The sequence below is a fragment of the Phyllobacterium sp. MT110 genome (genome assembly GCF_058792715.1).
The window spans coordinates 587471-609870 of record NZ_JBXAFE010000003.1; the positions used below are offsets into that span (position 1 = coordinate 587471).

General features: G+C 59.5%; 18 protein-coding genes and 1 pseudogene. 16 read left to right on the forward strand and 3 right to left on the reverse strand.

Annotated features, from left to right (window positions below):
• The first annotated feature begins 234 nt into the window (after positions 1-234).
• Positions 235-1221 carry a DUF1402 family protein gene (locus AC1Q5O_RS17835; protein ID WP_492564729.1) on the forward strand — a complete coding sequence of 329 codons (987 nt, stop codon included), beginning with the start codon at positions 235-237 and terminating at the stop codon, positions 1219-1221.
• 11 nt (positions 1222-1232) lie between these two features.
• Here AC1Q5O_RS17835 and AC1Q5O_RS17840 read toward each other — a convergent pair whose 3' ends face one another.
• Positions 1233-1946 carry a transglutaminase-like cysteine peptidase gene (locus AC1Q5O_RS17840; protein WP_492564731.1) on the reverse strand — a complete coding sequence of 238 codons (714 nt, stop codon included), beginning with the start codon at positions 1944-1946 and terminating at the stop codon, positions 1233-1235.
• Positions 1947-2204: 258 nt separating this feature from the next.
• Here AC1Q5O_RS17840 and AC1Q5O_RS17845 point away from each other — a divergent pair, with 258 nt between their 5' ends.
• From AC1Q5O_RS17845 to AC1Q5O_RS17865, 5 genes are all read left to right on the forward strand, one after another.
• Positions 2205-2771 (forward strand): DUF4337 family protein, encoded by a 567-nt coding sequence (locus AC1Q5O_RS17845; RefSeq protein ID WP_403182464.1) that lies wholly within the window; start codon positions 2205-2207, stop codon positions 2769-2771.
• A gap of 93 nt (positions 2772-2864) precedes the next feature.
• On the forward strand, positions 2865-3143 hold the full coding sequence (locus tag AC1Q5O_RS17850; RefSeq protein WP_472459894.1) for a metal/formaldehyde-sensitive transcriptional repressor: 279 nt from the start codon (positions 2865-2867) through the stop codon (positions 3141-3143).
• Entirely contained in the window at positions 3140-4078 is a 939-nt protein-coding gene (gene dmeF, locus AC1Q5O_RS17855; protein WP_492564735.1) for a CDF family Co(II)/Ni(II) efflux transporter DmeF, read from the forward strand. Before AC1Q5O_RS17850 ends, dmeF begins: the two co-directional genes overlap by 4 nt.
• A 316-nt stretch (positions 4079-4394) precedes the next feature.
• A complete protein-coding gene (locus AC1Q5O_RS17860) occupies positions 4395-7172 on the forward strand; it encodes an autotransporter family protein (protein WP_492564737.1) in 2778 nt (925 codons plus the stop codon).
• A 343-nt stretch (positions 7173-7515) separates the two neighbouring features.
• Positions 7516-8022, forward strand: coding sequence for a Csu type fimbrial protein (locus tag AC1Q5O_RS17865; RefSeq protein ID WP_492564738.1), 507 nt, complete (start codon positions 7516-7518; stop codon positions 8020-8022).
• A gap of 53 nt (positions 8023-8075) precedes the next feature.
• Here the strand turns inward: AC1Q5O_RS17865 and cfa are convergent, their stop codons facing one another.
• Both cfa and AC1Q5O_RS17875 read right to left on the reverse strand, forming a co-directional pair.
• Positions 8076-9266 carry a cyclopropane fatty acyl phospholipid synthase gene (cfa, locus tag AC1Q5O_RS17870; protein ID WP_492564740.1) on the reverse strand — a complete coding sequence of 397 codons (1191 nt, stop codon included), beginning with the start codon at positions 9264-9266 and terminating at the stop codon, positions 8076-8078.
• A 96-nt stretch (positions 9267-9362) separates the two neighbouring features.
• Positions 9363-10448, reverse strand: a complete 1086-nt coding sequence (locus tag AC1Q5O_RS17875) for a diguanylate cyclase (RefSeq protein ID WP_492564742.1) — start codon at positions 10446-10448, stop codon at positions 9363-9365.
• 73 nt (positions 10449-10521) lie between these two features.
• Here AC1Q5O_RS17875 and AC1Q5O_RS17880 point away from each other — a divergent pair, with 73 nt between their 5' ends.
• From AC1Q5O_RS17880 to AC1Q5O_RS17925, 10 genes and pseudogenes are all read left to right on the forward strand, one after another.
• Positions 10522-10773, forward strand: coding sequence for a hypothetical protein (locus AC1Q5O_RS17880; RefSeq protein ID WP_492564744.1), 252 nt, complete (start codon positions 10522-10524; stop codon positions 10771-10773).
• Positions 10774-10904: 131 nt separating this feature from the next.
• Positions 10905-11933 carry a substrate-binding domain-containing protein gene (locus tag AC1Q5O_RS17885; protein WP_223614911.1) on the forward strand — a complete coding sequence of 343 codons (1029 nt, stop codon included), beginning with the start codon at positions 10905-10907 and terminating at the stop codon, positions 11931-11933.
• Positions 11934-12002: 69 nt separating this feature from the next.
• Positions 12003-13538, forward strand: a complete 1536-nt coding sequence (locus AC1Q5O_RS17890; RefSeq protein ID WP_492564747.1) for a sugar ABC transporter ATP-binding protein — start codon at positions 12003-12005, stop codon at positions 13536-13538.
• 22 nt (positions 13539-13560) lie between these two features.
• Positions 13561-14550, forward strand: a complete 990-nt coding sequence (locus AC1Q5O_RS17895) for an ABC transporter permease (RefSeq protein ID WP_492564749.1) — start codon at positions 13561-13563, stop codon at positions 14548-14550.
• Between the two features lies 1 nt (position 14551).
• On the forward strand, positions 14552-15556 hold the full coding sequence (locus AC1Q5O_RS17900; protein WP_492564751.1) for a sugar-binding transcriptional regulator: 1005 nt from the start codon (positions 14552-14554) through the stop codon (positions 15554-15556).
• Entirely contained in the window at positions 15553-16545 is a 993-nt protein-coding gene (locus AC1Q5O_RS17905) for an aldo/keto reductase (protein ID WP_492564753.1), read from the forward strand. The genes AC1Q5O_RS17900 and AC1Q5O_RS17905 overlap by 4 nt, the downstream gene beginning before the upstream one ends.
• A gap of 11 nt (positions 16546-16556) precedes the next feature.
• Positions 16557-18301: pseudogene (locus AC1Q5O_RS17910) on the forward strand (glycerol-3-phosphate dehydrogenase/oxidase).
• Entirely contained in the window at positions 18274-19116 is an 843-nt protein-coding gene (locus tag AC1Q5O_RS17915) for a class I fructose-bisphosphate aldolase (RefSeq protein ID WP_492564754.1), read from the forward strand. Before AC1Q5O_RS17910 ends, AC1Q5O_RS17915 begins: the two are co-directional and overlap by 28 nt.
• Positions 19117-19149: 33 nt before the next feature.
• Positions 19150-20679 carry an FGGY-family carbohydrate kinase gene (locus tag AC1Q5O_RS17920; RefSeq protein ID WP_492564756.1) on the forward strand — a complete coding sequence of 510 codons (1530 nt, stop codon included), beginning with the start codon at positions 19150-19152 and terminating at the stop codon, positions 20677-20679.
• Positions 20676-22292 (forward strand): GMC family oxidoreductase, encoded by a 1617-nt coding sequence (locus AC1Q5O_RS17925; RefSeq protein ID WP_492564758.1) that lies wholly within the window; start codon positions 20676-20678, stop codon positions 22290-22292. Before AC1Q5O_RS17920 ends, AC1Q5O_RS17925 begins: the two co-directional genes overlap by 4 nt.
• Positions 22293-22400: the final 108 nt, after the last annotated feature.

The window sequence follows — 22400 nt, forward strand, 5'->3', positions numbered from 1 at the left end:
CGTAGGATATACTACGGGGTGCAGGAATTTACCAATGTGCCTGGTCTTTTTATGGACAAACATGATTCTTGCATCTCGCCAGCGCAGGGATTCATGATAAGAGCGCCAGGTGTGGAAAAGAGCCGCAGGTGCCGACCCAATCTTTACCACAATCATACCTGCGTGACATTCCTACCTGTATATTTCGAGCGCATGCTTCCCCTATGCTTTCGGTCAAGAATGGAGACGTACTTTATGAGCTTTCCCGCGGTATCTCGCTTGGCCGCAATGCTGGTCATCGGCATTGGCATCGGTAGTTTCCTTGGGCAACCGGCCGATGCTGCCAATGAGGTGCTGGTGCCGCCGGGCAACCGTTCCGAGACGCAGCCACCCATCCCCAAGACATCGGCGGACCGGGCAAAAGCGTTCAACACGACATACGACGAAAAATACAAGCAGATCATTGCGCTGCTCACGCGCGAGACAAAGCTGGTTGCGCAGATCAAGGATGCCGCCCGCGCCTATCACATCGATCCCATTCACATCGTCGGTGCGCTGGTCGGGGAGCATACCTACAATGTCAGTGCCGTCGGCAAGGTGCAGACCTATTATGTCAAGGCGCTGGCCTATGCCAATGCGGACTTCTCCTTCCGGTACAAGGGCGTCACGATCCAGGCTTTTGTCAAAAGGCCGGAATTTGCCGCCTGCGCCGCGCTGACAGCCAGCGCCGAGCTGTGGAATTGCCGCGATCAGGTCTGGGATGACCGATTCAGGGGCAAGACCGTCGATGATGTGGCCTATGAACCCATTTCACTGCAGCGGGCGTTTTTCCAGCCGTTCTACGGCGGTCAGACGTTTGGCCTCGGTCAGATAAGCCCGCTGGCGGCCCTGGAGGTGACGGACCTTGTCTCGCAGGTCAGCAAACTTCCAAAGCTTTCTCCCGATCAGCCTCAGGCGGTTTATCGCGATGTCATGGATCCAGACCGCAGCGTCGTCTACATCGCGGCAATCGTGCGCGATGCCATCGACGCCTATGCGGCGCAGGGCTTTGACATTTCGAAGAATCCCGGCATCACGGCGACCCTGTACAATGTCGGGCAGCCACGGCGCCGGGCCGCCGAGTTGCGGCAGGCGATCGCAAGCGGCAGCAACCGCAAATATCCGGTCGAAAACTATTATGGCTGGCTGATCAATGAAAAGCTCGATGACCTCGAAGGCATTCTTCAATCGAGCGGGCAATAGTCGGCGTCAGATCAGTTTCTTGCCTGAAGGTTTGCGGTGGAGGCTCTTGATGCGTCGCCGCGCAGATTGATGGAGACCCAGATATTCGGGTTCTGCTGCGACTGGCGCTTGAGGAAATTATAGCCGGTGACGTCCCATGGCCTGACCTGGTCAGCCAGATTGTCGAGGACGAAATCGCCGCGGTCGGTCTTTACCGTCAGGATCGTGTGACCTTCGTCGTTCAAGTCGCGCACGATGGTCATGAGCAGCGCCTGCCGCGGAAATCCAGCCTCGAGCAGCAGCTTGCGCTTGTAGAGAGCGTAAATCTTGCAGTCACCCTTGCCGTCGACTGGGTAATCCCAGTGATCCATCATCGTGCCCCAATGCTCAAGATTGCTCATCGGTTCGATGGATGCATTCACCTCGCGGTTGATGCGTTCAAGATAATTCCATGTCTCGGCCGTGAGTTTGATATCGGCTGCCGGCAGCGGCGAGACATTGCACTCCGCGGGACGCCGGCCGCAAAAATCCACCCAGCCATAGGGAATGCTCGTCTTGCCGCCGGTGGCTGCGGCGCTTGCCGCCGAGGGCTTCGTGCTGCCGGGGATCGCGCCGAACAGGGCCGCGCGGCGCTCGAAGGACACGGAGCGTGCCGTGGCCGCCGTGGACGGATTCGAGGAACCCGCATGCGTCAGCGATGAAAGGCCCAGAAACACACAGATCGCAACGCTCAACACACGCAACATTGCCGCTACCCCAACAAACTCTTAACAAGGAGTTAACGCCAAAACGGCTGCGTCAATCAATCAAATGTTAAACAAATGGTTAACGGCGCTAGGCGCGTCGTGCCGCCGGGTTTCTCCGCTCGTATCGATCGGCAATGAGGTGTAGGTTCTCAGCGGTGTGGATTGCTGGACAGGGGGATGAATGCGTAGGTTCGCATTCATCACAATTCGACCAAATTGCGAGCGATCCCATAGCGCCAGGAGAATGGGAGAAACTCGATGGAAGAAATCTCGTCTGAAGCATTTGAACATACGGAACATGCCCAGCACGCCCTGCACAGCGAGAATGCCTTTCTCGCCATTGTTGCGGTAACGATTGCAGTTCTTGCAGTCGTCGCTGCGGGCGTCGGCAGTCTGGAAACAATCGAGAGCGGCGGGGCCACCGCGGCCAAGACCCAGGCCGTGCTCTTCCAGAACAAGGCAACGGATAACTGGAATTTCTTCCAGGCCAAGAGCCTCAAGAAAAACATGTACGATATTGCCGCTGCGCAAGGCGGACCAAAAGCCGCCGACTTCGCATCCCAGTCACAGCGCAATGAAGCGGAAAGCCAGGAGATCCAGAAAACGGCGCGGGATTTCGAGGTCAAATCGGAGGATGCTTTGCAGGAGGGCCTCGTCCACGAAGGGCGGCACCATCACCTGACAATCGCAGCGACATTCCTGCATATAGCGATCGCGGTCGCGACCATTGCCATTATCACCGGCGGCCGCCGCTGGCCTTGGTATGCGTCCATTCTTCTCGGAGTCATCGGTACAATCATCGCCGGCGCGACCTACGCGATCTGAGCTGCTTTCCCGCGTTTGATCGTCAGCGCCTCCCATCAAGGGGCGGGAAGAATATGTTGCTTCATTGCGTAATATAGGGTAGGGGGGTATATTATGTCACACACAACCAAAGATAAGGCCAAGCTCCTCGCCCGCATCCGCCGCCTGAAAGGGCAGATGGAGGCAGTGGAGCGCGCGCTGGAGGCGGAAGTTGCCTGCGGTGAAATCCTCAATCTCGTCGCATCCGTCCGTGGCGCTGTAAACGGCCTGGTTGTCGAGCTGATCGAAGATCACATTCGCATGCATGTGGTCGATCCGGACAAGGACCCCGATGTGGAACGGGCCCAAGGCGCTGCGGAACTCATTGATGTCGTAAGGAAATATCTCAAATGAAAAATCACCACGCGGCACAGTCAAATGCCGGCTCGCACGACCATATATTCCTTGGCCAGAACCACGAGCGCAACGAACGGCGCACATGGATGGTTATCGCCTTGACCACGGTCATGATGATTGCTGAAATTGCCGCCGGAACCGTCTACGGTTCAATGGCGCTGGTGGCGGACGGCTGGCACATGTCAACCCACGCGGCGGCAATGCTGATAGCGGCCTTAGCCTATCTCTATGCGCGAAAGCACGCGCATAATTCGCAGTTCACGTTCGGAACCGGAAAATTCGGCGATCTGGCGGCCTTTGCCAGTGCGGTAGTTCTGGCTCTGATTGCACTGCTGATTGCCTGGGAAAGCTTTGTCAGGCTGGCAAATCCCGTTCAGATCAATTTTCCCCAGGCGATATCGATTGCCGTGGTTGGTCTTGCGGTCAATCTGCTTTCCGCCTGGCTCCTGCGCGACGATCATTCGCATCATGGCGACCATGATCACCATCACGATCATGCTCATGCGCACGACAATAACCTTCAAGCGGCCTATATCCACGTGCTCGCTGACGCGCTGACTTCGGTGCTGGCCATCGGCGCTCTTGTAACGGCAAGTCTCTATGGATGGCTTTGGCTCGATCCGGCCATCGGCATCATTGGTGCGCTGGTCATCGCCAATTGGTCGTTCGGGCTCATCCGGCGTGCCGGGGGCGTGTTGCTGGACTATGTGCCGTCAAGCGAGGATCTGCCGGAAGAAATCCGTTCGGCCATCGAACGGGAAGGGGATGTGATCACGGATCTGCATGTCTGGCAGCTGGGCCCGGGTCATCACGGCGCCATTGTTTCGCTGGTGAGCGATCATCCGAAAGCGCCGTCTTCCTATCGGGCAAAGCTTTCCCACATTCATGATCTGTCGCACGTGACGGTCGAGGTTGAGCATAAGGCAGCCTGACAACTGCGACAGAATTGATTCCCATGCACCAATGATTCTCATGGGGTTGCCTTTGGAAAGCGTGTATTTCCGAGGTTGGCGTTAACCCTTTCTGGGTACCTGCTTGTAGTGAATAAACGCGCAATAGAAGGCATTGCGCGTTTATTCCACACTCTTGGAAAGTAGCGGTGCTTAATTGTGTTATTTTTGCCACTCGATGTTTATTCCGTGTGGATTAAGCAGAGAAATACTCTGAACTGACTAGCCTCATTTCGACAAAATATGCATTTTGAGCTGCTTGGGTGCGTCTTCGCACCGGAATGCTGGGGGAGCCACCATGCGTTTTTCCGTGTTGCACACGCAATTTCTGTCTCTTTTTACCACAACAGCACTCATCTCAATTGCCAGTCCATCCATCGGTTGGGCTGCATGCACCAGCCTTGCGCCGGTATCGGGCCAGACGGTCACTTGCGATACCTCGGCACCCAATCCCGCGACGGCGGGCGTGCATGCGGTAGCCGGAAGCTCCGGCGTCAAGGTCAACATTGGCAGCGGTGTCCAGTTGAATATTGTCCGCAGCCCCACCGAGAACTCCGGTGTCAGTGTCGTCGATGGCAGCACTGTCGTGAACAGCGGCGCGATATCACTGACGGGAGCGGGCAGCACGGGGCTCAATCGCGGTGCAGGTCTGGTCGGCACCGGAAGCAACAACAGCCTGACCAACAACGGTTCGATCAGCACGACCAACCAATACAATGACGGCATGGCCGCAGACGGCTCCGGCAATACGCTCACAAACAATGGCACGATCACCACAACGGGACCCAACGCTTACGGCATGACGGCAAGTTGGGGGCAGAGCGGCGGCGGATCACCGAACAATACCCTTATCAACAATGGAACGGTCACAACCAACGGAAGCAATGCGCGTGCGGCCTCCATTCTCGGGCAAAACGGAACCGTCATCAATACCGGTACATTGATGACAACCGGCAACAGTGCCCCAACGGTTTACATGCAGGGCACCAATGCCCGTCTCACCAACAGCGGCGTGATTCACGCGCAGGGTGGCGCGGCATCCGGTGGCTTGCCCTCGGATGGTGTGTTTTCCAACACGCTGGGATCGAGCTTCAACGCGACAATCGAGAATTTGGCTGGCGGTCAAATCATCAGCGATCAGGGACCCGCGATCCGCACGCTCAACGGCCCGACCAAGATCACGAATGCCGGATTGCTGAGCGGCGGCAATGGGTTCGCCCTGAGCGGCGGCAACGGCAGTATCGACTTTACGCTGCAGACCGGCTCAAAAATCATCGGAACCGCCAATGGTGGGGGCGGCAACAATCAGCTGACCCTTCAGGGTTCGGGGCTGATCGACAACGCCTTTACCAATTTCCAGACGATGTACATGAAGGGTACTGACTGGACATGGGCGGGAACTGGAGATTTTCACGACAGTTTCATCCAGACAGGCAATTTCACTCTGCAAAAGGATCTGACCGGCAATGTAACCGTATCCCCGGGGGCGAAGCTGCTCGCCGGAGGTGGCTTCAATCCATCGATCATGCCTTATGCCGGCGGACCGGCAATCACTGTCACCAATGCGGGTGTCATCGATTTGACCAATGGTTCGGGTGCTGCGGGAGACCGGCTGACCATCGTGGGCAATTATGTCGGCAACAATGGCTCACTTCTCCTGAACACCGTTCTTGGCGATGACTCTTCCGCATCGGATAGGCTCGTTCTATCCGGTGGAACGGCGACCGGTACAACCGGCATTGCCGTTACCAACGTCGGAGGGACCGGCGCTGCGACGGTGATTGACGGCATCAAAGTGGTCGATGCCGTGAATGGTGCGACGACGGCCGGGAGTGCATTTTTTCTGAGTGGCCGCGCAGCGGCCGGGGCATACGAGTATTTTCTGTTCAAGGGTGGCGTCAGCGCAAACACGACCCAGAACTGGTATTTGCGCTCGGACTATGTCACGCCCACGCCGACGCCGGACAATCCGACGCCGACAGGACCTGTCATTGCGCCAACCGATCCGGCAACGCCAAACGTTGTACAGCCGCCCGTTCCAGGCGGACAACCGCCGGAACCCGGTGCAACGCCGGTCACCCCGGTGGTTGAGGAGCGGGGCGGAGTGCTCGTCAGCGTCGTGCCGCTGCTTCGTCCGGAAGTCGCGACCTATTCCGCAGTTCCGCCGGCCGCCAGGCTGGCAACGCTGGCAACGCTGGGCACGTTCCACGAGCGCCGCGGCGAGCAGAGCGTTCTCACGCCGGGCAGTGACCTGTCGGCGGCCTGGGGACGCGTTTTCGGTCAAAGCATCGAGCAGGGCTGGGCAGGCACGGCATCACCCTCGATTGACGGATCAATCTGGGGATTCCAGACAGGTATCGATATCCTGCGCCGGCAGAGTGAAGGCGGCCATCGGGATATTGCGGGTATCTTCTTCGGGTATGCCGGCATGAATTCCGATGTCAAAGGTCAGGCCCTTGGCTGGAACAATTTGAGTACAGGCAAGATCAAGGTCGACGCGACAAGTGTCGGCGGTTACTGGACCCATATTGGCCCCTCCGGCTGGTATCTGGACGGTATTGTGATGGGGACCTGGTATGGCGGCAATGCGCGGTCGGTGAGCGGAGCCGGCATAGACAATGACGGCAGCGGCATTACCGTGTCGCTCGAAGGCGGCTATCCCTTCGCACTGACCGACAACTGGCAGCTTGAACCGCAGGCGCAGCTCATCTGGCAGCGCGCCTGGCTCGACGATCAGCAGGATGCGTTCTCCAGTGTTTCGTTCGACAGCAACGATGCCGTCACAGGCCGTATCGGTGCGCGGCTGCAAGGCAATTACCAGACCGCGCGTGGATTGTTCCAGCCCTACCTCAAGGCCAATCTCTGGCACAATTTCAAGGCCACCGATACGGTGCTGTTCGGCACCGATCCGATCACGACCCAGGCGGAAAGCACGTCACTCGAATTGGGCGGCGGTATCGTCCATAACTTCACCAAGAATGTGAGTGCTTTCGCCACCGCCGACTACACCTTTGATGTCAGCGGCGAGCGGAAGCGCGCCTTCGAGGGGAATATTGGTCTGACCGTGAAGTGGTAGCAGCCAGTCTTGCAAGCCGCCCTGGCTTTGTGGCTCGTGGAGCGCTCATTTGAAGTGTTCCACGTGTTCACATTCAACCGCGCCGGCATGTTGCATGGAAAGCCATGTATCGGACAGATGAATGACAGGGCCGATGCGTTAATATTCCGCAGTCAGATACTTAATGTAAATTCACTTACCAATGATACGTGATTAAATATTGCCTCGTTGAGGGTAAATAGTAGCTTTTCGATAAGTTCTTTTAAATATGTAAGAATTAAGTATTATGCAGTGAATAATTACTGAGTCCTTTTTAGAGAATTGGAGGTGCTTGCCAACGGCAAGCAACCCTTGAGGAGGATGAATGAGTTTCGGCTATTCGGTGCGCAATTTCTCAACAGTCGGTCTTGCTGCTTTGCTTGGCCTTTCCAGTCCGGCATTGGCCGTCACGACAACCGGTACCTTTACAGTCCAGATCGCTATTCAGGCATCCTGTGTTCTGGTGAGCACCGCGACGCTGACCTTCACCTCGGTGGGTGTGATCGCGGCAAATGACGATGCGTCCACCACGCTTTCTGTGCAGTGCACCAACACGACGCCGTACAACATCGGCCTCGATGCGGGGATCGGCGTGGGTGCCACGGTCGCTTCGCGCAAGATGACCGCGCCCGGCGGCGCGCTGGTCAATTATACCCTCTATTCCGATACCAACAGAACCACCGTGTGGGGGCAGACCGTCGGTACCGATACGGTTTCAGCGTCAGGTAGCGGCGCGGCGCAGCCCTACACCGTGTACGGGCGGGTTCCCGTCCAGACAACACCGGCGCCCGGCACCTACACCGATACGATCACGGTGACAGTCACCTATTGAGGATAAGCCGAATATGCGCGGCTGATCTGCCGCACAGGTCTTCCTGCTCTCGTTCAGGAATGCCGCTGATATCCTCCGGCAACCCCCTGGGGCGAGAGGACCGTCTGCCAAAGCTGGATCTGGCGCGCCCGAAAGCATCCGGCCATGCACAACAGATAATAGCGCCACATGCGATAGAAACGCTCGCCATATTTGGAAGCAAATTGCGGCCATGCGGCTTCGAACCGCGCATGCCATGCCAGCAGTGTCCTGTCGTAGTCGGCACCGAAATTGTGCACGTCCTCGATGACGAAGCGGCCATCCACGCTGGTGGAAATCTCAGCCAGGGACGGCAGTTCGCCATTGGGGAAGATATACCGGTCAAACCATGGATCGATCATGTTCCGGGTGCGTTTCCGCCCGATCGTATGCAGCAGGAACAATCCGTCGTCCGACAGGCTGCGCCTGCAGGCGTCAAAGAAAGCGGGGTAGTTCTTGTGCCCGACATGCTCAAACATGCCGATCGAGGCAATCCGGTCGAATTTCTCAAGTCCCTCGACATTGAACGACCGGTAATCCGCGAGGCGGAATTCGACGGGCAGGCCCTGCAATGTCCGTTGCGCGAATTCCGCCTGTTCCCTGGAAATGGTCAAGCCGACACAGGAGACGCCATAGTTCTCGGCGGCAAACTGCATCAGGCTGCCCCAGCCGCAGCCGACATCCAGAAGGCGCATGCCCGGTTGAAGACCGAGCTTGCGGCAAACGAGATCGAGCTTTGCACTCTGGGCGTCGTCGAGATTGCCGGCGTCTTTCCAGTATCCGCAGGAATAGGTCATGCGGCGGTCAAGCATCGCGGAAAACAGGTCATTACCAACATCGTAATGTTCCTTTCCAACCTGCCAGGAGCGCCTGCTGTTCTGCAAGTTGAGCAATCGCGCCCGCAGTGTTTGCAACACGTCCTTGGCCGTCACATGTTCGGTCAGATTGGCGCGAAATATGCGGTCAAAGAACTGATCCAACGCCGCGCAGTCCCACCATCCGTCCATGTAGCTTTCGCCGAGGCCCAGACTGCCTTGCCCCAGAATGCGGGTTGCGGCTCTCGGATCCTTGATCTGGATGTCCCAGGGGGCGTCGCCGTTGACGCGAATGCCGGCACGGCCCAGAAGATTGCTCAATGTACCGAGTGCTGAAGACTTGCTGCCGCTGACCGGCGCCGGCTGTGGTTTGGCTTCTCTCTTTGATGCGTCGTCGAAATCCACGTCCATGTTTGCTCCAGCGCTGGTGCTTCAAGTGTGCCGTTGGGATCGAAACCTGATTTGCAGCCATATGAGCAGAAAGGACGACGCAATGTCAAAAATTGTTCAGGCGACTTCCACCCGGTTGCGTCCGCTGGTTTTCGCGCGATAGAGCGCCCTGTCTGCCGCTTTCAGCAATGCTTCCATGCTGGTGTGCTGCCCGTTGAGACTGGCAACACCCGCACTGACCGTGACGGTTACGTTCTCAAGGTCCGTGGAAAAGCGCGCAAGCTCGATTTCGCTGCGCACCCGCTCGGCGAGTTCATTGGCTACATTCTGCGGCGTATTCGTCAGCAGCAGGACGATTTCCTCGCCGCCGTAACGGACAACAACGTCGGTGATGCGAACATTCCTGCGGATGATTGCGGCGACATCCGCCAGCACCATGTCACCCGTATCGTGACCCCACCGGTCATTGATGGCCTTGAAATGATCGATGTCGATCATGACCAGGGAACAATGGGCTGCCTTGGACTTGTTGTCATTCATGGCCCGAAGCGCCGCGCGATCGAAAGCGCGCCGGTTCTGCAGCTTTGTCAGCGGGTCCACCCAGGCTTCATGCTCCAGAGCCCGCATGATCCGCAGGCGCGACTTTTCCCGCTCGAGAAAATCCGAGAGAATCACGACATTCACAATGTTGGCGATGACGACGGCAAAGAGGGGAAACCCGACGATCGTTGCAATGATGTCGTGCGGCAACAGGCTGATCGAGACGAGTGACAATGAGGCGAGCATACCTGTCACAACGGAACGGATAAACCCGATCGGAAGCTTGCGCACGGGGATAAGCGCGACCCCGCACCCTATGGCGCAAATCAGGACAATCGAAATCAGCCCCGGTACCACCCCGACGCCGCCGAGCCAGATTCGGTATCCCGCCATGAAGAGGGCGGCAACGATTGTGCCGACAGGCCCGCCATAGGGGTATGCGATGGCAAGCAATGCTGTCCGTCCATCAAAGATGACCCCCGGTGCGATAACAACCGGATCATTCATCGACAAGATTCCGCCGAGCGCCAGCAGAACACCGACGGCCGCGCCCTTTTTCCACCCTTTGGAAAAGGTGCGGATGACAATGGAATAGCTGAGGATGACAAGCGCCGTCAGACCAAGGATACGAACAACACCGGTCAACAATATGCTGTAGTCCATGTGGCCCTCTTGGTGTTTGTGCATCAAACCTGGCCGCGGCAGATGATGAGCATATCAGATCAGCGAAGACAGAATGTGGCAAGCGCTTGCCGGTCACATTTTATCACTGCCTTCACTTGCCGTGTATAGGTTGAGAAAAGGTCAATTCGGCGCGAGATGGATGAAACGTTTCATGGCGGGTGCTGTTTTCGCCAGCGCGGCCAGCTGGCAATCGTCACCAACCGGAGGCGCCATTCCAATGGGCTATCAGGCGCGGGCATATCCGCGTCTGACCGGGCAAATCCCGGATTGTATGAATTATAATTCACGTTATGAATTATATTGACAGCCGCTTTATCATACGCTTAGTTAGCCCTGCCAGCACTCGAGGAGGATTGCTGGTCTTCATAAGGAACAGCGGCCGCCATTCAAGGCGCCACACACCAATGGGAGGGGCTTCGGCCTCGAGGAGGACACTTGCGCACTTTTCTGGGCACGACCGCCATGGCGGTCCTTGCGACCACACTCTTTGCATCATCGGCGAACGCGGAAACGGAAAATCCGTTCCGCTGCAAGCCGGGTGAAAAATACGTCATGAACGTCATGGTTTCGGGCGTTGAATACTGGTTTCCCGTCTATGAAATGTTCAAGCAGGCGGGCAAGCAGCTGGGCTGCGAGACAGCCTATACGGGCACGCCGGAATATGACGTCAACAAGCAGATAGCGAGTTTCGATCAGGCACTGGCGCAGAACCCTGCCGGTATTCTGGTGCATCCGATGAATTCGGATCCCTTCATCGAACCGATCAACCGGGCGGTCGACCAGGGCACCGCGGTCGTCACCTTTGCCGCCGACTCGCCGCTGTCCAAGCGGATTTCATTCATCACCTCGGATAACAAGCGTGAAGGCATTTATGCAGCCGACGCCATCGCCACGAAGCTGGGTGGCAAGGGCGAATATGCCGTTCTGGAAAATCCGGGCCAGGACAATCATGACCGCCGCGTCACGGCCTTTATCGACCGGATGAAGGAAAAGTGGCCGGATATGAAGCTGGTCGGCAGGGCGGCGTCGAATCAGGACCCGACAAAGGCGTATCAGGGCCTGATGAGCATCGCCCAGGCCAATCCCAATCTGGCAGCCGTCTTCATGCCGGAAGCCAACTCGGCGATTGGCGCCGCGCAGGCCAACAAGGAAAGCGGCGGCAAGATTCTTGTCATGTGTGCCGACGTCAATGCCAATATCCTTGATATGATCAAGGCCGGTCAGGTCTTCGGCTCGATCAATCCAAATCAGGGCATGCAGGGCTATATGGGTTTCATGCTGCTCTGGTTCGCCAAGCATCCGGAACTGATCGATCCCATGAACGATGCCAAGCGCGCCGGGTCCAACCCTATGAGCATCCCCTTCGTCGACAATGGCCTGTCCATTGTAACAGCCGACAATGCGGATGACTTCTTCTGGGACAAGTACCTCAAGCGTCGCGGCACCAAGGGCATCGACGAGTAGTCTTCGTAGACGGCTATCCGGGCTCGCAAGGTCCGGATAGCCTCGGCGAACGGGAGGGAGGAAGGCGCGATGGCATCGGAACCGGTCTTGAGTATCCGCGGTATCACCAAGCATTTCGGTGCGGTGAAAGCGCTGACGGGCGTCGACTTCACGCTGGCGCGCGGCGAGGTCCATGCGCTTTGCGGTGAGAACGGTGCCGGAAAATCCACGCTCATGAACATTCTTGCCGGCGTCCTTCAGCCCGATGACGGTGAGATTCTGCTCGATGGCAAACCGCAGAAGATCGGATCGCCTTCGGTTGCGCAATCACTAGGCATTGGATTGGTGCATCAGGAAATCGCACTCTGCCCCGACGCCAGCGTCGCCGAGAACATTTTCATGGCGACCACCAGCCGCCGCCGGTCGTTTCTGATGAATTACCGCAGGCTGGAACGCGACGCGCAGGCGGTCATGGACCGCTTGGCACCCATTGACGTCCGGCAAAGGGTCGGCGATCTGGCGATTTCCAGCCAGCAGCTGGTGGAGATTGCCAAGGCACTCACGCTCGACTGCCGGGTGCTGATTTTCGACGAACCGACGGCGGCGCTGACGGAAGCGGAAACGCGGATACTCTTCGGCATCATCCGGGAACTGAAGGCGCATGGCATTTCCATTATCTATATCAGCCACCGGATGGCGGAGATTTTCAGCCTGTGCGACCGGGTCACCGTGCTGCGCGATGGCCGCTACGTCTCCACCGAAGCGATCGCCGATGTCACCCCCGACGACGTGGTGCGGCGCATGGTGGGACGCGAGATCACGCAGCTCTATCCACCCAAGCAGATCGAAACCGAGCGCTCGGGCGAGACAATCTTGTCGGTTCGCGCGCTTGGCGACGGGGACCGTTTCAGCCGCGTGTCGTTTGATCTGAAGCGCGGCGAAATCCTCGGGATTGGCGGGCTGATCGGGTCCGGGCGCACCGAGATTGCCGAGGGCATTTGCGGCTTGCGTGCGGCTGTCGAGGGTGAGGTTTCCCTGCATGGCACGTCTCAGACCATTCGAACCTATGCGGATGCGGTCCGGGCCGGCATTGTCTATCTCTCCGAAGACCGCAAGGGCTCGGGCGTTTTCCTGGACCTGTCGATTGCGCAGAACATTTCGGTTCTTAACCTGAAAGCAGTCACCGGTCATCTCGGCTTGATCGATGCCAAGGCCGAAGGCCAGCTCGCCCGCGACTTTGCGCGCAGGCTCGGCGTGCGGATGAACCATGTCGACATGCCGGTGTCATCGCTCAGCGGCGGCAACCAGCAGAAGGTGGCCATCGCCAAGCAACTGGCGGTCCAACCGAAGGTTATCCTGATGGACGAGCCGACGCGCGGCATCGATGTCGGCGCGAAATCCGAAATTCATCAGCTTCTGCGCGAACTCGCCCGCTCCGGGATCGGTATTGTCGTCATTTCCTCCGAGCTTCCGGAGCTGTTGGGCCTGTGTGACCGGGTGCTTGTCATCCGTGAAGGTGCGGTGGCCGGTGAACTCGGCAGCGATGAAATGAGCGAAGAAGCGATCATCCGGCTCGCATCCGGACTGAAACATACAACGACGCATGCACCAGAACATGCAGCCTGAAGAGCGATTGGGAGATACACGAATGGCGGTCGAGACGATGACGGCAAAAACGGTGCAGGTTTCATCCTGGAAGAAATTGGGCTCGATGCGCGAAGCCGGTCTCATCGCCATCATTCTCGCGCTCTGCATCGCGATGAGTTTTGTCTCGCCGCATTTTCTGACGCTTGGCAACTTCCGCGCCATGCTGATGAGCTTTTCCGTGGAAGGCATTGTCGTTGTCGGCATGACGATCCTTTTGATCGTCGGCGGCATCGATCTCGCCGTCGGTTCGGTTGTCTGCTTTGCCATGGTGCTTTCCGGCACGCTGTTCCTGGCCGGGCTCGACCCGTGGACAGCCTCGCTCATCGGCGTTCTGGCCAGCGGGCTGATCGGTTGTGTCATGGGGTTCTTCGTCACGGTGGTGGGGCTCAACCACTTCATCACCTCGCTGGCCGGCATGGTGATCGTGCGCGGCCTGTGCCTGATCATCACCAAGGGAACGCCGCTTTCGCTTTTCACCCTGCCGCCCGCATTCAAGGCGGTCGGGCAGGGCTCGTTTTACGGGGTGCCCTACGTCATCCTTATCTTCTTCGCGGTGGTCATGCTGTTCGATTTCCTGCTGCGGCGCGCCACCGCCCTGCGCAAGGTTTTCTATACAGGCAGCAATGAAAAGGCGGCGCTTTATTCAGGCATCCGCACGAAGCAGGTGAAATTCTGGGTAACGGTTCTCTGCTCGACGCTCGCGGGGTTCGCCGGGGTGATCTACATGTCGCGCTTTGGCGCGGCGACACCGACCTTCGGCGTCGGCATGGAGCTCAACATCATTGCGGCTGCGGTTATCGGCGGTGCCTCGCTCAATGGCGGGTCCGGCACGATCCTTGGCGCCATCCTTGGCATAGCGCTGCTGTCGCTCGTCACCAGCTCGCTGGTACTGCTCGATGTCTCCGTCTACTGGCAGGACATGATAAAGGGGTGCATTCTTCTGACGGCCGTCTCCATCGATCATTTCCTGCACAAGCGGAAGGCCTCCTGACATGGCGATTATCAAACTCAATCCGAAACACGCGGCTCCACGCGAGGAGATCGTCATCGCGCGGCAGATGCACCAGGCGCTGGTCCTGCACTTTCTCGAGGGGCTGACCCAGGCGCAGATTGCCGACCAGCTCGGGCTTTCGCAGCCGACAGTCAACCGCCTCATCAAGCGCGGCCGCCAGCTTGGCCTCGTCGAGATCAAGATCAAATCGCCGGTCGAGCCGCTGGTCGATATGGAGGAACAGCTGCTGGCGCTGGGCGGTATCAGCCGTGCCATTGTCGTGCCGACGGTGTCCGACAATCCGCAGACGGCGCTTCAGGCGGTCGGCGAGGCTGCGGCGCGATTGCTGATCGAGGAGATCACCGATGGCGATACGATCTGCATTACCGGTGGCAAGGGTGTTAGCGCCGTGGTTGCCGGATTGCAGGCGCCGCGCCGTTTCGATGTCGAGGTGATCCCGGCCACCGGCTGCGTCCAGGGCAAGCACTATACCGATGTCAACCATGTCTCGACCCTGATGGCCGACAGGCTCGGCGGGCGCGCCTACCAGATTCACGCGCCGCTGTTTGCCGACAGCCCTTCCGAGCGCGCCATGCTGATCAACATGCGCTCGGTCGCCGATGTCTTCAAACGGGCGCGCGAGGCCAAAATCGCCGTCGTCGGTATCGGCTCGATCCTCACGGATGACTCGAGTTATTACGACCTGCATCCGTCATCGAGCACGGATCTCGAGGCGATCGAGCGTTCCGGCGCGCGCTGCGAACTGCTGGCCCATTTGCTCGATGAGCGCGGACAGGTCTGCGATTACAGCCTGAACAGTTCGCTGGTCTCGCTGACGCTGCAGGAGTTCGCCTCCATTCCGACCAAGATCGGCGTTGCCAGCGGACCGAACAAGGCGCGGCCGATCCTTAGCATCATGCGCGGCAACCATCTGGACACGCTGGTGACGGACGAAGCGACGGGACAGCGCATTCTGGACATTGCCGCTGAAGGAGAACAGGCATGAGCAACGAGCAATTGACGCGGGCAATCGGCAAATCCGGCGTGCAGGCGTCGGCCGTGGGGCTGGGCACCTGGGCCATCGGCGGCTGGATGTGGGGCGGCACCGACGAGCAGGAATCGATTGCCGCCATCCAGGCATCGCTGGACGCCGGTGTCAGTCTCATCGACACGGCTCCCGCTTACGGGCTTGGGCGTTCGGAGGAAATCGTCGGCAAGGCCCTCAAGGGACGCCGCGACAAGGCCGTCATTGCCACGAAATGCGGTCTCGTCTGGCACACAACCAAAGGCACGCACTTTTTCGATCAGGACGGCAAGCCGGTGCACCGCTATCTCGGGCGCGATGCCGTTGTTCACGAGGTTGAGGAAAGCCTGCGGCGTCTCGGCACCGATTACATCGATCTCTACATCACCCATTGGCAGGACCCGACGACGCCGATTGAGGAGACGGTGCGGGCCATGGAGGATTTGCGCGGGGCTGGCAAGATCCGCGCCATCGGTGCGAGCAATGTCAATCTGGCCGAGCTGAATGCCTATATCGCCACCGGCGCGCTGGATGCGATCCAGGAACGGTTCAGCATGATCGACCGGGAGCTTGAGACCGAATTGCTGCCGGTAACGCGCAAAGATAACGTTTCATTGCTGAGTTATTCATCGCTGGCGCTGGGATTGCTGTCCGGGACCGTTGATCCCGGGCGTGTGTTCTCCGGCGACGACCAGCGCAAGGACAATCCGCGTTTTTCCGTGGGCAACCGCCTGAAAGCAAAACAGTTTGCCGATGCCATTCGGCCTGTCGCGGACAAACACACAGCCAGCATCGCCCAGATCGTCATCGCGTGGACGCTGGCGCAACCGGGCATCACCTTTGCGCTGTGCGGGGCGCGCAACCCCGATCAGGCGCTCGACAATGCGCGGGCGGGAACCATCCGGCTCGGCACAGACGACCTCTCGGCCATTGACGCGGCCATCGCAGTGCAACTGGCAGACATGAGGTAACAGGCTGCATCATGAACCGTGAAGAGATGTTTGACGGACTTCGCCGGAGTCCGAAGGTGGACGTGTGCGTCGTCGGCGGCGGTATCAACGGCATCAGCGTCTTCCGCGAGCTGGCGCTGCAGGGCGTCAATGTACTGCTCGTCGAGAAGCATGACTACTGTTCCGGTGCCAGCGCTGCCCTGTCGCGCATGGTGCATGGCGGCCTGCGTTATCTTGAAAACGGTGAATTCAGCCTGGTGCGGGAATCGCTGGCCGAACGCGACCGCCTGTTGAAAAACGCGCCGCATCTTGTTGCGCCGCTGCCGACGACCGTCCCGGTCTTCGATATTTTCTCCGGTCTTGCCAACGGCATCGTGCGGTTTCTCGGGCTGAGCCGCAGGCCAAGCCGGCGCGGTGCGGTTGCGGTCAAGGCGGGCTTGAGCATTTATGACTTCCTGACCCGCAAGCGGGCTCTGATGCCGCGTCACCGCTTCCGCAGACGGCAGGCGACACTGGCCAAATGGCCGGCGCTAAATCCCGCCGTCAAAAGCTCCGCGACCTATCACGATGCCTGGGTCAAGCATCCCGAACGCATCGGCATGGAGGTGCTGAGAGATGGTCTTGCGGCAGGCGATCACGCCTGCGCCTTGAATTACGCCGAACTGCGGCGGTCTGCTGACGGCTTCGTCGTCCACGATCACGTCACCGGCGCGGCAACGCAAGTCGAGCCCGCCTTCATCATCAATGCGACAGGCGGGTGGATCGATATCGCCAATGCCGGTCTGTTTTCGCAGGAAAAGCGGCCGGTGCCGCTGATGGGCGGCACGAAAGGATCGCATCTCATCATCGACAATGCGGACCTCGCCGGAGCTCTCGACGATCACATGATCTATTACGAGAACGAGGACGGGCGCATCTGCATCCTCTTTCCCTATCTCGGCAAGGTTCTGGTCGGCTCGACCGATATCCGCGTTGACGATCCCGAGAGCGTTCGGTGCGAACCGGACGAGCGGGATTATATCCTGCAGTCGCTGGCCTTTGTCCTGCCTGGCATCCGCATCCGGCCGGAAGACATTGTCTTTCAGTTCTCCGGGGTGCGTCCCCTCCCGGCCAGCAAGGATGATTTTACCGGCCGCATCCCGCGCGATCACTACTGCACGATCATCGAACCATCCGATGGCGCGCCGCCGGTGCTGTGCATGATCGGCGGCAAATGGACGACATTCCGCTCCTTCGGCGAGCTTGCCGCCGACATGACGCTGGAGCGCTTGCACCGGGCACGGGACGTAACGACGACAGCCCGTCCTATAGGCGGCGGACGGGCATTTCCGGAGGATATCGGCCAATGGATTTCGCGGATTTACAGCGAAACAAACGTTCCGCCAAAACGGATTGCGGAGCTCTTTGAGCGATATGGTACCGATGCCGACGCGATTGCACATTTTATCGCGGCCGGCCCGGACACGGACATGGCAAATGCCGGATATTCGAGCCGGGAAATCGCGTTCCTCATCCGCAACGAAGCGGTTGAACATCTTGACGATCTGCTGTTGCGGCGCACCACGCTCGCCATCAGCGGCCAGCTATCCCTCGACATGACGGAAGCGGTGCTCGACGTGCTCGCACGCGAAAAGGGCTGGTCGCCCGCCTGCCGGAAAGCAGAGCTTGACCGCTTCCTCACTCTTCTTGCCGGGCGCCACGGCGTTGGCCTCGGCACACTCACCGCACGCAATGAACAAGGAGTACGATATGCGCAACAATCTTAAGGTCCGGATGAACCGGCTGTTCGGCGCGGGGCGCTGCCTCGATGTGGCGATCGATCACGGCGTATGCAATGAGCCGTCATTCCTGAATGGTCTTGAGGACATGGCGGGTGTCGTCCGTGCGCTGGTGGCGGCAGGGCCGGATGCCATCCAGATGAATTACGGTCAGGCCGATCTTTTGCAGGATGTCGCCGGCAAGGACAAGCCGGCGCTGGTCATGCGCATCGACATGGGCAATCCGTACAATGCCATCCGCCATCGCGACATGTGGGCGGTGCTGCAGAACGAGGCCGAGCCGCTGATCGGCGCAATCCAGATGGATGCGGCCTGCGTCGTCGTCAATCTTTTCATGTTGCCCGACGAGCCGGACCTGTTCCGCCAATGCGTGCAGAATATCGCGCGGGTCCGCGCCGACTGCGACAAATACGGCATGCCCCTGATGATCGAGCCGCTCGTCATGCAGCCCGTCACGGAACGCGGCGGCTATATGGTGGATGGCGATGCCGACAAGATCGTCACGCTCACCCGCCTTGCCCGCGAAATGGGCGCTGATATCATCAAGGCGGACCCGACGGCGGCGGCGGAGGATTTTCATCGCGTGGTGGAGGCGGCGCGGTGTCCGGTTCTTGTGCGGGGCGGCGGCAAGGAGGATCTGCGCATCGTCTTCGAGAAATCGGCTGCCCTGATGCGGCAGGGGGCCGTGGGCATGGTCTATGGCCGGAACATCTATCAGCATACCAATCCGAGCGCGGTGGTGCGCGGGCTGATGGCCATCATCCATGACAATGCCAGCGGCGAGGATGCCTACGCGCTCTACCAGCAGGGCTGAGAATGAAAACAAGAACCTGAGGAGGGGTTCCGTATGGGAGAGTATCTTTTGGGTCTTGATGCCGGCAACACCATCATCAAGGCCATCATCTTCGACCGGCAAGGCAACGAGATTGCGGCGGCTGCCGAGGAGGGGCACAGCAGCATGCCGCATCCCGGTCACGTCGAGCGCGGGCTGGACGAGCTTTGGACCAATGCGCGCCGGGTCATTCAACGCTGCATCGCCGACGCCGGAATTGGCCCGGAGCAGATTGCTGCCATCGGCTGCGCCGGGCATGGCAACGGTCTTTATACCCTTGACCGTCAGGGTAATCCTTTGCTGGCAATCCAGTCCCTGGACACGCGGGCGGCGGATCTCGTGGAAGAATGGCAGGCGGAAGGTGTCGGCGACCGCACCTATCCGATCGGCCTGCAGCGGCCCTGGCCGTCACAGACCCCGACGCTGCTTGCCTGGATCAAACGTCATCGGCCGGAAACATTCGCGCGGATCGGCACGGTGTTCCTGTGCAAGGATTTCATCGTCAACCGCCTGACGGGAAAGCGCGTGAGCGAGGTGTCCGACATGGCAGGTTGCGGCCTGCTCGACGTCGCGCAGCGGCGGTATGACCGCGAGCTGATGACCGCCTTCGGGCTCGGCGATTGCATGGACCTGCTGCCGCCGCTCATAGAAAGTGCCGATATCGCCGGAACGGTCACGCAGGCCGCCGCCGACCAGACCGGACTTGCCGTTGGCACGCCCGTCATTGGCGGGCTTTTCGACGTGATTGCCTCGGCAATCGGCTCGGGCGTAACCCGCACGGGTGCAGCGTCGATCATCGCCGGTACCTGGAGCATCAATCAGGTCGTCGTTGACGCGCCCCGCCTCAAAAAACCGTTCTTCATGTCGTCGACCTTCGATCGCGAGCGTTACATGGCGATTGAATCGAGCGCGACGTCGGCCGCCAACCTTGAGTGGCTGGTGCGTGAATTCTTCCACGGCGAACAGCCGGATGGAGGCTCGCCATTCGATCGCTGCTGTGAACTGGCGGCGGCGGTGGAACCGGCCGCCGACGATCCGATCTATCACCCGTTCCTCTACGGCGCGCAGCAGGACGGCAATGCCCGGGCAGGTTTTCATGGCGTCGCGGGCTGGCATACGAAAGGTCACCTGATCCGGGCCTTGCTCGAAGGCGTGGCCTTTGGCCATCGCCAGCACATCGAAACTTTGCGGGACGCAGGCGCCAATTTCGATGAGGCGGTGCTGTCCGGCGGCGGTTCACGCAGCCTGATCTGGCCGCAGATTTTTGCCGATGTCCTGGGGGTTCCGGTGACAGTGGCGCGGTCGAGCCAGACCGGGGCGCTCGGCGCAGCAATCGCCGCGGGTACAGCGGTCGGCATTTTCCCCGATTTCGATGCCGGTGCCGCGGCCATGGTGGTGACGGAGCGGTCCTACCGGCCGGATGCTGCAAGGGCTGGCCATTATGCCAGACGCTATCAGCTCTATCGGGATATCGCCGACGCCATGGCGCCGGTCTGGAAGCGCATGGCCGCGCGTGACGCCGTGATGGCGGAGGCTGCAGCGTGAGCAATGCATCGCCAATAGATGAAGGCGCCTATGATTTTATCATCGTGGGGGCCGGATCGGCCGGCTGCGTGCTGGCCAACCGCCTGTCAGCCGACCCGAAAAACCGCGTGCTCCTGCTCGAGGCGGGCGGCAGCGACCGCTATCACTGGATTCACGTGCCCATCGGCTATCTGTATTGCATGGGCAATCCGCGCACGGACTGGATGATGAAAACCGCTGCGGAGGCAGGGCTGAACGGCCGCTCGCTTCCCTATCCGCGTGGCAAGGTGCTGGGCGGCTGTTCGTCGATCAACGGCATGATCTACATGCGGGGGCAGGCCGCCGATTACGATGGCTGGCGGCAGGCCGGGAACGCCGGCTGGGGCTGGGACGATGTCCTGCCCTATTTCCTCAAATCCGAAGACAATTACCGTGGACGTTCGCCGCTGCATGGGGCAGGGGGCGAATGGCGCGTGGAACGGCAACGCCTGTCCTGGCCCATCCTCGATGCGTTCCGCGATGCGGCCGAAGAGCTTGGCATTGGCAAGACCGATGACTTCAATGGCGGTGACAATGAGGGCTCCGGCTATTTCGAGGTCAATCAGCGTGGCGGCGTTCGCTGGAACACCACCAAGGCGTTTCTGCGTCCTGTCTTGAAGCGGTCCAATCTCCGGGTATTGACCGGCGCGGAGGTGCGAAGGCTGGAGTTCGACGGCAAGCGCGCAACAGCCATCCGCTTCGAACGAAACGGCCAGCTTTGCAAGGCTGCCGCTCGCGAAATCATCCTGGCGGCGGGCGCGATCAACTCGCCGAAAATCCTTGAACTATCGGGTATTGGAGACTCTCATCTCCTGAAGCAGGCGGGTATTGAATCGTTTCACGACCTGCGTGGCGTCGGCGAGAACCTGCAGGATCATCTGCAGATCCGCACGGTTTTCCGCATCGAAGGGGCGAAAACGCTGAACCAGCTCTACCACAACCTCTTGTCGCGCGCCGCGATGGGACTGGAATACGCGTTGCGCCGTTCAGGGCCATTGTCGATGGCACCGAGCCAGCTTGGCATTTTTGCCAAAAGCGACCCCGCGCTGCTGACACCCGATCTGGAATACCACGTCCAGCCGCTCAGCACGGATCGTCTCGGCGAACCGCTGCACCGCTATCCCGCCGTGACCGTGTCCGTCTGCAATCTGCGCCCGGAAAGCCGTGGCAGCGTCCATGTCACCGGACCCGATGCCAGCCGGCAGCCGGAAATCCGGCCGAACTACCTCTCCACGCCGGGTGACAGGCTGCTGGCGGCCCGGTCGATCCGCCACGCGCGTAATCTCATGGCGACGCAAACCTTGAAAAAGTATCGTCCGTCCGAGATGCTGCCCGGCACGCAGTACCAGAGCGACGACGAATTGATCCAGCGCGCCGGGGATATCGCGACCACGATTTTTCATCCTGTCGGGACTTGCAGGATGGGCAGCGACGACCGGTCCGTTGTCGACCATGCCCTGCGGGTGCACGGTGTCGCGGGCCTGCGCGTTGTCGATGCGTCCATCATGCCAAGCATCGTCTCCGGCAATACCAATTCGCCTGTCATCATGATTGCAGAAAAGGCTGCCGATCTCATTCTTCGCGGGGTGCAATAGCTGCCGGAGAACATCCCCGTCCGCAATATATCTTGCCGGGTGAGTTGATGCGCGTTATATTTTCTTTTGGTTTCGTATTTGTTTCGCAGTGGTGCTATATTGGCTGGC